The sequence below is a fragment of the Rhizobium sp. AN73 genome (genome assembly GCF_030757975.1).
Classification (GTDB): Bacteria; Pseudomonadota; Alphaproteobacteria; order Rhizobiales; family Rhizobiaceae; genus Agrobacterium; species Agrobacterium arsenijevicii.
The window spans coordinates 921,533-933,933 of sequence record NZ_JARWME010000001.1 but is presented as its reverse complement, the minus strand read 5'-3'; the positions used below and the strand labels follow the sequence as shown (position 1 = coordinate 933,933).

Sequence of the window (12,401 nt, the reverse complement as noted above, 5' to 3'; positions counted from 1 at the left end):
GCACGATGGTGTCTCAGAGCGAACCGTTCCATTTCCGGGGTTTATCAGACATTTCCCAGCCATAGACTTGGTGCCGCCAGCAGCACCGTGCTGGCTGATGGCGATTTTTGTCTGATGGGTTCTAGTTCGAAGCTCATCAAGGCGAGAGTTTCTTGAAGTATGTGATACTTGCTTGTCGCCGAGCGTAGAGAACTCAATAGCTCATCGCCCCAATTAATCGAACGTCTCCATCAAAAGTTCTTCTGACCCCATCAAATAGCCTATCGTGTTAGGGCTACGGCAGCTGAAAGTAATCCGGATTGTGCTGGATTACCGGGTGGCTTTGGACAATGCCGAGTACGCTTATGGACCTGCCGAAGATAAAGACGCTGATTGATTTTGTCGGGCGAACGAACGTCACCGAACTCATGGTGACGGAGAAAAACGTGACTGTGCGGATATTCAAAACCGCACTCCAAACAGATGCTACCAGCAATATCTCGGTGACAACCGGGAGTGATGCTCTAAGCGATGAGCCTGCATCTGGGCTTCACGTCAGCCCATCGGCCACCTCCGTCCTCGCCCCGATTTTCGGCATTTTGCATCGCGCGTCCGCGCCAGGGCAGCCTTCGTTTGTCGAGGCCGGAGATACGGTCGAGGAGGGGCAGACCCTCTTCATTATTGAAGCCATGAAAGTGTTCAACAAGATTGTTGCGCCGCGTGCGGGCCGCATCACCTATCTTACGGAGGTTGATGGCGGCGAGGTCGAGGTGAACGATTTGCTGGCGGAGATCTCGTGATGACGGAAGGTCTCAACCCCAGATCCGATACACGGGGCTTCGATACGGTTCTGATCGCCAACCGGGGTGAAATTGCTGCGCGCATTCAGCGCGCTTGCCGCGAATTGGGCTTGAAGACCGTGGCGATCTGCTCGGAGGCGGACAGGCAGACCCCATATGGCAAAACGGCTGACACTTTCCTTTGTGTTGGCCCGGCGAATGCCGCCAAGAGCTATCTCAATCAAAACGCCATTCTAATCGCCGCCCGTTTGACGGGTGCGGGTGCGATCCATCCCGGTTATGGGTTTCTCTCTGAAAATGCTGCCTTTTCGCAGGCTGTTGAAGACGCCGGTCTCGTATTCATCGGGCCGGACGCTAGATCAATCTCCGCGATGGGCGACAAAATCGCTGCCAAACGGGCAATGATCGAGGCGGGTGTGCCATGCGTACCGGGACCGGATACAGCGCTTCCCGAAGATGCCGGGACGGTGGAGCGTATCGCCAATGAGATCGGCTATCCAGTCATCATCAAAGCCGCGGGCGGTGGTGGTGGACGTGGCATGCGGGTGGTGCAGGAACCAGCCTTGCTTCATGAAGCGATTTCCTTGACGAGGGAGGAGGCGAGGCAAGCTTTTGGCTCTGCAGCCCTTTACATGGAAAAGTTTCTCCAGCATCCCCGTCACATCGAGATACAGGTCCTGTGCGATACGCACGGCAATGCCGTATGGCTCGGCCACCGCGACTGTTCGATGCAGCGCCGCCATCAAAAGGTGGTGGAAGAAGCGCCAGCGCCTGGAATTCCGGCCGATGTGATCCAGCCAGTCGGAATGGCATGCGTCGAGGCTTGCCGGCAGATCGGCTATCGCGGCGTGGGAACTTTCGAATTCCTGTTTGAAGACGGCAAGTTCTATTTCATCGAGATGAATACGCGCTTGCAGGTTGAGCACCCCGTCACGGAAATGACGAGCGGCATTGACATCGTTCAGGCCCAGATCAAGGCGGCGCAGGGTAAACCTCTGGATCTGCAACAGGCCGACGTTACCTGCGCCGGGCATTCCTTCGAATGCCGTATCAATGCCGAGGATCCCGATAGCTTTTTACCGTCGGCAGGCGTCGTGACCGATCTTGTGCTGCCGGAAGGAGAGGGGATTCGCGTCGATACCCACATCCATGTCGGTTACCGAGTGTCACCCTATTATGATTCCCTGATCGCCAAGTTGATCGTGCATGCGCCGACCCGCGCTGAGGCCATGGTGAGGATGCGCGAAGCGCTTGAGGGCACACATGTGGAGGGTATTTCAACCAATCTGCCCCTCCTGCGCGCCCTGTTTAAGGACGAAGCTTTCGCGCAGGGCGAAAGAGACATTCATTATCTTGAACAATGGCTAAAAGAACGGAGGGCGGCATGAGCAGGCCTGACTTCAGCGACCCCGGCTCACTCATAGCCTTGACCAACATGCTGACGGACGCGGGCGTGGACGGAGTAGAAATCACGACGCCTGACGGACAGGTACGCATTATCGTTTCTGCCCCGGCAAAAACTGCGATTTCCGTCTCCGATACTGCTTGCTCACCAACGGCCGCTGTTTCGAAAGTGGTGGTAAAAGCGCCGATTGCCGGTCACTTCTGTTTTTCTCACCCTTCTCTGCCCATCGAAACGGAAAATCTTCCGCGTTTGGTTGCCGCAGATGACGTGATTGGATTTATCCGCATCGATCAGATTCTCATTCCGGTCATCGCCGGTCGTAACGGTTCTCTCGCCAATCAGCTTGCGACGCAGGATGCTCTGGTTGGTTTCGGTGATCCGCTGTTCGAAATCGAGCTTCAATCATGATTGTTACATCGAACCCCCTTGCACCGCGCCACAAAATTCAGCCCGCAATCAAAGGACAGGCGCGCGTTTCCTTCATAGGCTCCCGGTCGTTTTTGCTAGAAGCGTCCGGCGAGTTCGACCTGCCCGCACAACGCTGGATCTGGGCTCTAGCGCAAGCGGTAAAAGCCTGGGCAGGTGTCGCCGAAGTCATTCCCGGCATGACGAACCTTCTGGCGATTTTTGAGGAAACGCCTGAAGATCCGCAGCTCATCGTTTCCCAGTTGCTCGACGCCTGGGATGAGGTCGCCAGTCTGGACCTTGTCGGGAAAACGGTTGAAATACCGGTACATTATGGTGGTGAATACGCCGCCGATCTTCCCGCTCTCTGTGATTTTTCAGGGCTGAGCGACCGGGAAGTCGTACGGATTCACCACGAGGCGACCTACCGCGTCTTCGCGCTTGGCAGTGCACCGGGCTTTGGTTACCTGCATGGTCTCGATGCCCGCATTTACATGCCGCGAAAAACCGTGCCGTCGATCAAGATGGAAAAGGGTTGCGTGACCATCGGTGGAATGCAGACGGGTGTGGCGATGTTGACCGGGCCGAATGGGTGGAATTCCATCGGTTACGCGGACCTGCAGATGTTCGATCCTTCTTCCTCTACACCAGCACTTTTGGCGCCGGGAGATACGGTTCGCTTCATACCGACGGGGATCGAGCTATGATCGAGATCATCGAAACCGGCCCGTTCAATACAGTGCAAGACCTCGGTCGCCCCGGTTACCGCGATATCGGTGTTTCCGCCGGCGGTGCCATGGACCCTCTTTCGGTCAAGATCGGTAATATTCTGGCTGGTAATGCGGCAGATGCTGCCGTCATCGAGGTCCAAACTTTTCCATTCAAATTGCGTTTTACAGGGGCGGCGATATTTGCCGTTACCGGGACGGATGGGCGTCCCTTGCTGGATGGGAAAGAGTTGCTTTCCTGGTGCGCTCATATCGGCAAGGAAGACCAGATACTGGAACTGAAGCAGCCGCCGAAACTCGCCCGTGCCTATATCGCCGTTGCGGGTGGGGTGGATGTTCCGGTTCTGATGGGATCCCGAAGCACGGCGCTGCGCGGTAGTTTCGGCGGTCACGATGGACGACCGCTTGCAAAAGGTGACAGGCTGGAAATCGGGACTTCTGCCGATCTGTTGCCGCTGCCATCCAACGGACTTGCAGTGGTCGAACCTTCCGTGGCTTTGAGCGATATCTTCCCGCCTGTGGTGGACGGCGTATTGCCAATACGTGCCATTCCGGCCGGCGAACACGAGCTGTTTGCCAATGACGGCGAGGCGTTCTGGAGCCAGATCTGGCGGATATCTTCCCGCAGCGACCGGACCGGCTACCGGCTGTCGGGTGATCCCGTCAAGCCGACCGAAACCATCGAAATGCGCTCCCACGGTGTGGTGCCGGGCGTTGTGCAGATGCCGCCAGGTGGCGAGCCGATCATCCAGATGAGCGATGCAAATACGGCGGGCGGTTATCCCAAGATTGCGGGTGTGATCGAGGCTGACCTGTGGCGGCTAGGACAGGCACGCGCGGGCGGGAAGATCAAATTCGTGCGATCAAATCATGAGGAAGCACGCATGGCCGAGCGGGCAGTTGCGAAATATGTCGATGATGTTCGCCAGACCTCACAGATGGTCAAGCGGGCGCTGAATGCGATGGGTTGACGGAAAACAGGGGAGCAAAGGGAGGAAACGATGAAGATCGATCTGAACTCCGACATGGGCGAAGGCTTCGGTCCTTACCGGCTCTGTGACGACGAAGCGATGATGAAGCTCGTATCGTCGGCCAACATTGCCTGCGGTTTTCATGGCGGTGAACCGGACACCATGGCCCGAATGGTTCGTCTTGCGAAGGAAAACGGCGTCGGCATCGGCGCGCATCCGGGGTTGCCGGACCGAGCAGGTTTTGGCCGACGCGAAATGCCGTTTCAGCCGGATGAGTTGAGACAGCAGATGCTCTATCAGCTCGGGGCCTTGATCGCGATTGCCAAAAGCGAAGGCGTCGAAGTCGGGCACTTCAGTTTTCATGCGGCCATGGGCAATATGGTCAATCGCGACCCGGCGCTTGCCGATATGATGATGAATGCCATTTCTGCCGTTGATCCGAAGCTTGTGGTGTTCGTAACGCCGGACAGCGAAATCGAGAGAGCGGCAAAACGCGCTGGCTTGAAGACCCTAGCATTGTTTTTGGCCGATCGCGCCTATGACGCCAAGGGAAGCCTTGTCGCGCGGGGTCTTCCCGGCGCGCTGGTCAAGGATGAACCATCGGTGCGCGCCCGTGTCTGCCGGTTCCTGACCGATGGCACGGTCAAAGCCATCGATGGCACGATCATCACAATGCCGGCTCGCTCCATCCTCGTCCACAGCGATACGCCCGGTTCACTGGAGCTGGCGCGTATCGTGCGTAGTGAAATCAGCGCCTCCGGCGCAACGCTCGCGCCTGCCGCAGAACTCGCGTCTTAATGGGCCTCTGGTTGGCCCGTTTTCCAAATCTTACCGAAAGATCACGCAGATGCCCTCTACATCAGACCGCCTGAAAAACGTTTCCATTTCCGCTTCCGCCGCCATGACCCAACGCGCCAGAGAGCTGGCCGCGCAGGGTGTCAAGGTGGTCAGCCTCTCCTCGGGTGAACCGGACTTTCCGACGCCCGCTCACGCTGTCGAGGCTGCGCACGAAGCAGCCGTTGGCGGGCAGACGAAATATCCGCCAATGGATGGCACGCCTGCGCTGAAGGCTGCGATCGCCAGAAAGTTCAAGCGGGACAACAATCTGACCTATGATGCCAGCCAGATCATCGTTTCCGCCGGCGGCAAACAGGTGATCTTTAACGCGATGCTCGCAACCTGCAATCCGGGTGATGAGGTCGTTATTCCCACGCCGTCATGGGTCAGCTATGCGGATATCGTCAAATTCGCAGGTGGCGTTCCCGTCGCTGTGCCGTGTTTTGAACAAACCGGCTTCAAACTGCGCGCCGAAGATTTGGAAGCTGCGATTACGCCGCGTACCAAGTGGCTCTTTCTCAATTTTCCCAACAACCCCACAGGTGCTGCCTGCTCGCGTGCGGAGATGGCGGCAATCGCAGAGGTTATGCTGCGCCATCCCGATGTCTGGATTCTGACTGACGATATCTACGAACATCTGGTCTATGACGGTTTCGAATTCAGCACAATTGCCGATGTTGAACCGCGACTTTATGACCGCGTGCTGACCATGAACGGCGTGTCGAAGGCCTACGCCATGACGGGATGGCGTCTGGGTTATTGTGCCAGCGGTTCGAAGGAACTCATCGCGGCAATAAGCAACGTAAACGGCCAGAACGGCGGCGGCATTGCTACCGTTTCGCAGGCGGCAGCGATTGCAGCACTTGATGGTCCCCAGGATCTCCTCAAGGAACGTGCCGCTATCTATCGGGAGCGTCGCGATTTTGTTCTGGGTAAACTCGCCGGGATTGAGGGTTTGCGCTGCCATAAGCCTGAAGGCGCATTCTATCTCTATCCCAACATGTCGGGGCTTATCGGCAAGACCACCAAGGGTGGGCGCAAGATCGAAAGCGATGTCGATTTCGTGATGGCGCTGGTGGATGAGCACCACGTAGCAACGGTGCAAGGCGCTGCCTATGGCATGAGCCCGCATTTCCGGATCTCCTATGCGACGAGTATGGAGATGTTGAATGAGGGTTGCGCACGCATTGCTCAGTTCTGCCAGGATATGCGTTGATCCTGACACGATCCTTTGGCCCGGTTGCCGGGCCAAAGGATGATTGTCCTAGAGCTTCAATTTTTCCGTCAGCTCCACCAGAATATCCTTCACGGCAAAAGCCGGCTCCGACAGTGAATTCTGGTCGGACATGCACAGCGACAGGGTCTCTTCGATCCGTGGCGACAAGAGCCGGCAAATAAGCGGTTCGCTCGTTTCCGAGACGATCCGGTTGGCAATGGCTTTTGGCATGATGGTTGCGCCGAGACCACTGGCGACGGCCCGGGCAAGTGTCCTGACGATTTCCACTTCCGCGACGACCTTGAGATTGATCCGGCTGCGGGTAAATGCCGTGTCCACAGCGCGCCGGACAAAATTATAGGCTGGTGGCATCAGCATGGGCATGCCGTCCAGCGCGGCAATCGGCACCGGTTTGGAGTCCGCTTCGATTGCGAAATCGCGATGTGCAACAAGATAAAATTCTTCGCTGAGCAGAGGCTCGAATTTTACACCCTTGATCGGCCCGACGCCGTGTATCAATGCCAATTCCAGACGCCCATTCATGATCATCTGGCTATAGGTTTGACCGACGCTTTCCGTCAGGTGGATCAATATCCCCGGATGTCGCTTTCGCGTTTCCGCCAACAGCTCCACGGAAAGCGTAGCCGCGCTGCTGAATGGAACCAAGCCGACAGAGACACGCCCGGCAAGTGAGTTGCCCGCGGCCGATACGTCGACCTGTGCCTGTTCCATCTGGCGCAATATGATCTGTGCGTGGCGGTAAACGGCATGTCCCGCATCCGTCATCGTCACGCCTTGCTGGCTGCGGATGAGCAGTTTCTGGCCGAAATGCTCTTCAAGGGCGGCTAGTTGCTGGCTGAGCGCCGGTTGCGCAAGGTGCAGAATATCGGCGGCGCGCGTGATGCTGCCGCTGTCTACGATGACGATGAATGATTTGAGACGTCTTATATCCATGCTTGCGACAGCTTACAGGCTCGCGCAGGTTTTGCAATCTGGGAGCCCGAGCGGGATGCTCCTGTCCGGGTTAAAAATCGCGCCGGAATCCCGTGTCGAAGTACCCGTTTGTGGGCCTCCATAAAAGTTACTTATTACTCCAAAAATAATCGGTCTTAGGCAAGCGCAGAAAGCTTCGCTAGTGTTCATGGTAACAAATAAGGGGATCAGAATGCCATTCTCCGATTACAGGACCGCTTTGGTCACCGGTGCTTCATCCGGTATCGGTGCCGCCATCGTCGAGCGGTTTTGCCGCGAAAACATTGAAGTCCATGCGGTCGCCCGCAGTGCCGGCGCCTTGAATGAACTGGCCGAACGAACCGGCTGTATTCCGCATGCGATTGACGTTACGGATCGCGCTGCAATTGCCGATCTTGCGAACAGGGTGCAGTTCGACATTCTGGTGAACAATGCCGGCGTCGACAGGCCGAAGAAGTTCCTTCAGGCGGATGCGGAAGATATCGACCTTTTGATCGATGTGAACCTCCGCGCCGTTCTTCACATCTGCCGCCTGATCGTTCCGGGCATGGTGGAGCGTGATCGCGGGCATGTCGTCAATATCTCGTCCATTGCCGGAAACTATAATTTCGGCGGCAACTCGACCTATCATGCCGTAAAGGCCGGGGTCGCCATGCTGTCGAACCAGTTGAGGCTGGATGCGTTCGGCAGGCGGGTACGCGTAACGGAGATTTGCCCCGGCCGCGTGGCGACGGATATCTTCAATCACGTTCATGGCAACGATCCGAGTGTGCGCGAGCGCTTCATCGACGGTTTCGAGTTGCCGAAAGCGGAAGATATTGCCGAGGCGATCGCATTTGCCATTGCCGCACCGGTTGCCATGAATATCGGCCATATGGAAATCACCCCGACATTGCAGGTTATGGGCGGACTTCAGACGGCCAAACCGCAGACTTTGGCGGAGGCTGACGCACCGAAGGAACAAAAGCCGTGAGCGGTTTCGACCTGTCGGCAATCCTGAGCAACCCGCAATATATTGCAATGCTTTGGCATGGATTGCAGATGACCTTCGTCATCTTTATCGGGTCCTGGTCTCTCGCCATGACGCTTGCGCTGGTCCTGTTATGCGTGCGGTTTTCATCGTCCCGTTTTGCTGATCGCGCCGTGGCCGCCTATGTTTCCTACCACCGCAATGTGCCGACACTCGTGCAATTGATGCTGTGGTACTTCGGGATATTCACTCTCCTGCCTTCGGGTTTGACGGACTGGCTGATTGCTCATAATGCCGAGGCAATCTTTGCCGTGGTCGGTCTCGGGCTCTGTCAGGCAGCCTATTTCAGCGAGGATCTGCGCTCAGGCCTGCGTTCCGTCAGCCCGGGCCAGATGGAAGCGGCGAAGGCATTGGGGCATGGTTATCTCTCCGCGATGCGCTTCATCATCATGCCGCAAGGCGTGCGCAATGCCCTGCCACCGCTCATCAATCACAGCGTCTCTCTGTTCAAGAACAGCAGCCTCGCCCTCATCATCGGGGCTTCCGAATTGACCCATGCCATCAAGGAAATTGAAAATCTCAGCTTCCAGACCTTCGAGATCTATCTTGTCGGAACCGTTCTGTACCTGTTCTTCTCGCTGTTGATAATGGGTGCCGGTGCTTATCTTTCGATGCGTCTCGATCCGGCGTGGAGGGCACGCGCATGATCGGCGACATGATTACCATCGTTCATGACTACTGGTTGCTGCTGTTGATCGGTCAGTATCCGAACGGCCCGCTTGGCGGCCTTGCGAACACGATCATCCTCTCCGCCCTCGCCATCGCACTGGCCTTTCCCGTCAGCATCCTTATGGCGTTGGCTCGCCTGTCCAAGTGGCGGTTCCTGCGGTGGCCGGTAACGGCGCTGGTCTATGTCACGCGCGGCGTGCCTTTGCTCATGCTCATCCTGTGGAGTTATTTCCTCGTCCCGCTCTGGACCGGTGCCGATGTACCGAGTTTCGTCATCATGTTGACGACACTCGTCATCTATCAGGGCGCATTTCTCAGCGAAGTCGTAAGGGCAGGCATTGTCGCTCTCGGTGCCGGACAGATGGATGCGGCAAGGGCGCTTGGCCACAGCTATATCGGTGCAATGCGCTTCATCATCTTGCCGCAAGCGCTTTACAACATGATCCCGAGCATGATCTCGACATTTGTCGCCACGATCAAGGATACGACGCTCGGTTACGTCATCAATGTACCCGACCTCACCTTCGCGGCAAGTCAGGTCAACAATCAGCTTCTGACCCAACCATTCCAGGTCTTCCTCATCCTCGCTGTTGTCTACTACGCCATTTGCTGGAGCTTGACGTATCTCGCAAATGCCGTCGAGCGGCGTATCGCCAAACGCCGTGCCGGTGGGGTCAATCGCCCGCAACAGGCATTGCAGGCGCAGGCGAAAATCTTAACGGAGCAGCCATGACAATCACTGCATCGAAACAGCAGACGATCCGTATTTCCAATGTCTGCAAGAGCTATGGCGACTACGAGGTTTTGAAGAATGTCGACGCCGAAGTTGCGCGGGGCGAGGTTATCGTCATCTGCGGCCCCTCCGGTTCCGGCAAATCCACATTGATCCGTACCGTCAATCGTCTCGAAGAGATCAACAGCGGCTCCATCATGCTCGATGGGCAGGATATTCATGCCGCAAAGAAAACAAGGGAACTCAATCTTCTGCGCAGCAGAGTGGGTTTTGTGTTCCAGAGTTTTAATCTCTTCCCGCACCTGTCCGTTGTCGAAAATGTCACGATCTCGCCGATCCGCGTAAAAGGCATCGCACCTGACGTTGCTCGGGAGAAGGCTTTGAAGCTTCTGGATCGGGTAGGCCTGTCCGACAAGGCTGGCGCTTATCCGGGGCAACTCTCCGGCGGCCAGCAGCAGCGCGTGGCGATTGCGCGTGCACTGGCCATGGAGCCGCCCGTCATGTTGTTCGATGAGCCGACAAGCGCGCTCGATCCGGAAATGGTTGGCGAAGTGCTGGCCGTTATGAAGGGGCTGGCCGCAGAGGGCATGACCATGCTTTGCGTGACCCACGAAATGGGCTTTGCCCGTGAAGTGGCCGATCGCATCTGGTTCATCGACGCCGGCGAAATTCTCGAAAAAGCGACGCCGGAAGAGTTTTTCACAGCACCACGCCATCCGCGCGCGCAGCGGTTCCTTTCCGATCTGCGCCACTGATACCAATCAATCATAAGAGGAGAACTGACGATGAACTGGAAATGCCTGACACTTACCGTTGCACTGGCCGGAACCGCTCTCGCTTCGCCGGCGGCGGCTGATCAACTCGACACGATCATGGCGAACAAGGTGCTGCGTTGCGCGACCTTCGCCGATGTCGTGCCATTTGCGGCGCCGGATCCGAAGACCCGCGAAATGGCCGGTTTTGATGTTGATCTTTGCAACGCGATCGCCAAAGAACTGGGCGTAAAGGCGGAAGTCAAGCCGGTCTCGGTGGAAGCCCGTGTACCGGAAGTCAAACTCGGCCGCGTTGATATCACCGTTGCCAATCTCGCTTACACACAAAGCCGTGCAGAGCAGATTCAGTTCAGCGATCCCTATTATCTCGCCAAGGAAATGCTGATCGTACCGGTTGATGATGCCGGCAAGAAGAAGTCGGATTATGAAGGCCAGCGTGTCGCCTCGACCAAGGGCTCGACCTCTGAAATGTCGATCAAGCTCAACAAGTCCGAGCCGCTGACCTTCCAGGATACTGCGTCCGCCTATCTTGCCGTTCAGCAGGGCAAGGCGCGGGGCATGGTGGCAAACACCATGACCACCACCAAGTTCGTCAATGAATCGAAGACCAAGGGCAAGCCGATGCGCATGATCGAGGAGCCGATGCTCTATCAGCCGATCGGTGTCGGCATGGCAAAGGACAATCCGGCGCTGACTGCCAAGATCAACGAAGTGCTTCGCACACTTGACGCCTCCGGTGAGATCAACAAAATCTGGGACAAGTGGCTTGGCCCGAACACCGAATACAAGATGACCCGTACCGACAAGGTCGTTCCGCTTTCCGAGCTGAAGTTCGACCCGATCCCCTGATCCGGCCGGCTTCGAGCCACGGCAACGATTGAAACATAACAATTAAACTCAATGCGAGCGGCGGGACGTTCCCGCCGCCAGCCTTACCGTGGGAGGTTTTTATGATCCACATTAAAGATATAGCAGAACGGCCAAGCAAGGCAGACGTCGAAGCCCTTTCGAAGTTTTCGCCAGCAACCATTCACGAGGCGCAGGGTCGAAGAGGCGCACTTTCCTCCCGTATCAAGCCGATCGATTACCGCATGAAACTGTGTGGTCCGGCCTTTACCGTCAAATGCGCGCCGCGTGACAACATCATGCTGCAGCTGGCCATCAATTACGCCAAGCCCGGCGACATCATCGTGGTTTCGGCCGGTGAATACGAAGAAGCGGGTTCCTTTGGTGACGTTCTGGCGAATGCCTGCCTCGCAAAGGGGATCGGTGGTCTGGTGACGGATACCGGTGTGCGCGACACCTTGCAGCTTCGAGACCTCGGCTTTCCCGTGTTCTCGTTTAGCGTCTGCATCAAGGGTACCGTCAAGGAAACGATTGCGGCAGTCAACGATACGATTATCATTGGCGACGAGATCATCAACCCCGGCGACATCATTGTTGGCGATGCGGACGGTTTGGTCGTCGTGCGTCGTGCGGAAGCGCAGGAGTCGGCCCGTCTCTCACAAATTCGCGAAGATGCCGAAGCGGGCTTCATCGAAGCTTACAAGCAGGGCAAATCCGTTATCGAAGTCAGCAATCTGGAGCCTGTCCTGAAGGCAAAGGGACTTGTCGTCGATATCTGATTTCGGCGTGGTGCAGCAAAACGCATCTGACATTCCGGGAAGGTCCAGGCCGACGATTCCAGTCCGTTCAGGGCCGCGAATTTTATAAATCGCGATGCCGTCAGGGCTGCCACCGAAGCTGCAAGCAATGCAAATAAAAGCCCTCCCAACGCGGAGGGCTTTTGTCGTTTCGGCGACAGCGTCAGGGTTTCAGCGACATCGCCGCGCAGTACAACCTCCACTTCCTTTACCGCCCCGAACAATCTCGATAAAGCGTGA

Annotated in this window: 14 protein-coding genes; 13 read left to right on the top strand and 1 reads right to left on the bottom strand. The window is 56.8% G+C overall.

Annotation, left to right across the window (positions count from 1 at the left end; genetic code table 11):
* Window positions 1-344: 344 nt before the first annotated feature.
* From RBH10_RS04090 to RBH10_RS04060, 7 genes are read left to right on the top strand one after another with little or no spacing between them, the layout of a single operon-like run.
* A complete protein-coding gene (locus tag RBH10_RS04090) occupies window positions 345-779 on the top strand; it encodes an acetyl-CoA carboxylase biotin carboxyl carrier protein subunit (protein ID WP_281038920.1) in 435 nt (144 codons plus the stop codon).
* Window positions 779-2,167, top strand: coding sequence for an acetyl-CoA carboxylase biotin carboxylase subunit (gene accC / locus RBH10_RS04085; protein ID WP_281038921.1), 1,389 nt, complete (start codon window positions 779-781; stop codon window positions 2,165-2,167). The genes RBH10_RS04090 and accC overlap by 1 nt, the downstream gene beginning before the upstream one ends.
* Complete coding sequence (locus RBH10_RS04080) at window positions 2,164-2,592, top strand: acetyl-CoA carboxylase (protein WP_281038922.1); 429 nt, start codon at window positions 2,164-2,166, stop codon at window positions 2,590-2,592. Before accC ends, RBH10_RS04080 begins: the two co-directional genes overlap by 4 nt.
* On the top strand, window positions 2,589-3,296 hold the full coding sequence (gene pxpB, locus RBH10_RS04075) for a 5-oxoprolinase subunit PxpB (protein WP_281038923.1): 708 nt from the start codon (window positions 2,589-2,591) through the stop codon (window positions 3,294-3,296). The genes RBH10_RS04080 and pxpB overlap by 4 nt, the downstream gene beginning before the upstream one ends.
* On the top strand, window positions 3,293-4,288 hold the full coding sequence (locus RBH10_RS04070; RefSeq protein WP_281038924.1) for a biotin-dependent carboxyltransferase family protein: 996 nt from the start codon (window positions 3,293-3,295) through the stop codon (window positions 4,286-4,288). The genes pxpB and RBH10_RS04070 overlap by 4 nt, the downstream gene beginning before the upstream one ends.
* 30 nt (window positions 4,289-4,318) lie before the next feature.
* The gene (locus RBH10_RS04065) at window positions 4,319-5,086 is read left to right on the top strand and encodes a 5-oxoprolinase subunit PxpA (protein WP_281038925.1); all 768 of its coding nucleotides are present in this window, start codon (window positions 4,319-4,321) and stop codon (window positions 5,084-5,086) included.
* A gap of 49 nt (window positions 5,087-5,135) precedes the next feature.
* Window positions 5,136-6,341 carry a pyridoxal phosphate-dependent aminotransferase gene (locus RBH10_RS04060; protein ID WP_281038926.1) on the top strand — a complete coding sequence of 402 codons (1,206 nt, stop codon included), beginning with the start codon at window positions 5,136-5,138 and terminating at the stop codon, window positions 6,339-6,341.
* A gap of 48 nt (window positions 6,342-6,389) precedes the next feature.
* On the opposite strand, the gene nac is transcribed toward RBH10_RS04060, so the two are convergent.
* On the bottom strand, window positions 6,390-7,295 hold the full coding sequence (nac, locus tag RBH10_RS04055; RefSeq protein WP_045015544.1) for a nitrogen assimilation transcriptional regulator NAC: 906 nt from the start codon (window positions 7,293-7,295) through the stop codon (window positions 6,390-6,392).
* 211 nt (window positions 7,296-7,506) lie between these two features.
* Here nac and RBH10_RS04050 point away from each other — a divergent pair, with 211 nt between their 5' ends.
* From RBH10_RS04050 to RBH10_RS04025, 6 genes are all read left to right on the top strand, one after another.
* On the top strand, window positions 7,507-8,286 hold the full coding sequence (locus tag RBH10_RS04050) for an SDR family oxidoreductase (RefSeq protein WP_045015545.1): 780 nt from the start codon (window positions 7,507-7,509) through the stop codon (window positions 8,284-8,286).
* Window positions 8,283-8,990: an amino acid ABC transporter permease gene (locus RBH10_RS04045; RefSeq protein ID WP_045020143.1), complete on the top strand. Its 708-nt coding sequence runs from the start codon at window positions 8,283-8,285 to the stop codon at window positions 8,988-8,990. Before RBH10_RS04050 ends, RBH10_RS04045 begins: the two co-directional genes overlap by 4 nt.
* Window positions 8,987-9,745, top strand: a complete 759-nt coding sequence (locus tag RBH10_RS04040; RefSeq protein WP_281038927.1) for an amino acid ABC transporter permease — start codon at window positions 8,987-8,989, stop codon at window positions 9,743-9,745. Before RBH10_RS04045 ends, RBH10_RS04040 begins: the two co-directional genes overlap by 4 nt.
* Window positions 9,742-10,500 (top strand): amino acid ABC transporter ATP-binding protein, encoded by a 759-nt coding sequence (locus RBH10_RS04035; protein ID WP_045015548.1) that lies wholly within the window; start codon window positions 9,742-9,744, stop codon window positions 10,498-10,500. The genes RBH10_RS04040 and RBH10_RS04035 overlap by 4 nt, the downstream gene beginning before the upstream one ends.
* 30 nt (window positions 10,501-10,530) lie before the next feature.
* Window positions 10,531-11,367: an ABC transporter substrate-binding protein gene (locus RBH10_RS04030; RefSeq protein ID WP_019566615.1), complete on the top strand. Its 837-nt coding sequence runs from the start codon at window positions 10,531-10,533 to the stop codon at window positions 11,365-11,367.
* Between the two features lie 101 nt (window positions 11,368-11,468).
* Window positions 11,469-12,143 carry a 4-carboxy-4-hydroxy-2-oxoadipate aldolase/oxaloacetate decarboxylase gene (locus RBH10_RS04025; RefSeq protein ID WP_045015549.1) on the top strand — a complete coding sequence of 225 codons (675 nt, stop codon included), beginning with the start codon at window positions 11,469-11,471 and terminating at the stop codon, window positions 12,141-12,143.
* The last annotated feature ends 258 nt before the right edge of the window (window positions 12,144-12,401 follow it).

Coding starts and splice junctions, on each gene's coding strand:
- RBH10_RS04090 (WP_281038920.1), top strand. CDS start 345: ATGGACCTGCCGAAGATAAAGACGCTGATTGATTTTGTCGGGCGAACG.
- RBH10_RS04080 (WP_281038922.1), top strand. CDS start 2,164: ATGAGCAGGCCTGACTTCAGCGACCCCGGCTCACTCATAGCCTTGACC.
- nac (WP_045015544.1), bottom strand. CDS start 7,295: ATGGATATAAGACGTCTCAAATCATTCATCGTCATCGTAGACAGCGGC.
- accC (WP_281038921.1), top strand. CDS start 779: ATGACGGAAGGTCTCAACCCCAGATCCGATACACGGGGCTTCGATACG.
- RBH10_RS04040 (WP_281038927.1), top strand. CDS start 8,987: ATGATCGGCGACATGATTACCATCGTTCATGACTACTGGTTGCTGCTG.
- RBH10_RS04050 (WP_045015545.1), top strand. CDS start 7,507: ATGCCATTCTCCGATTACAGGACCGCTTTGGTCACCGGTGCTTCATCC.
- RBH10_RS04025 (WP_045015549.1), top strand. CDS start 11,469: ATGATCCACATTAAAGATATAGCAGAACGGCCAAGCAAGGCAGACGTC.
- RBH10_RS04065 (WP_281038925.1), top strand. CDS start 4,319: ATGAAGATCGATCTGAACTCCGACATGGGCGAAGGCTTCGGTCCTTAC.
- RBH10_RS04060 (WP_281038926.1), top strand. CDS start 5,136: ATGCCCTCTACATCAGACCGCCTGAAAAACGTTTCCATTTCCGCTTCC.
- RBH10_RS04070 (WP_281038924.1), top strand. CDS start 3,293: ATGATCGAGATCATCGAAACCGGCCCGTTCAATACAGTGCAAGACCTC.
- RBH10_RS04030 (WP_019566615.1), top strand. CDS start 10,531: ATGAACTGGAAATGCCTGACACTTACCGTTGCACTGGCCGGAACCGCT.
- pxpB (WP_281038923.1), top strand. CDS start 2,589: ATGATTGTTACATCGAACCCCCTTGCACCGCGCCACAAAATTCAGCCC.
- RBH10_RS04035 (WP_045015548.1), top strand. CDS start 9,742: ATGACAATCACTGCATCGAAACAGCAGACGATCCGTATTTCCAATGTC.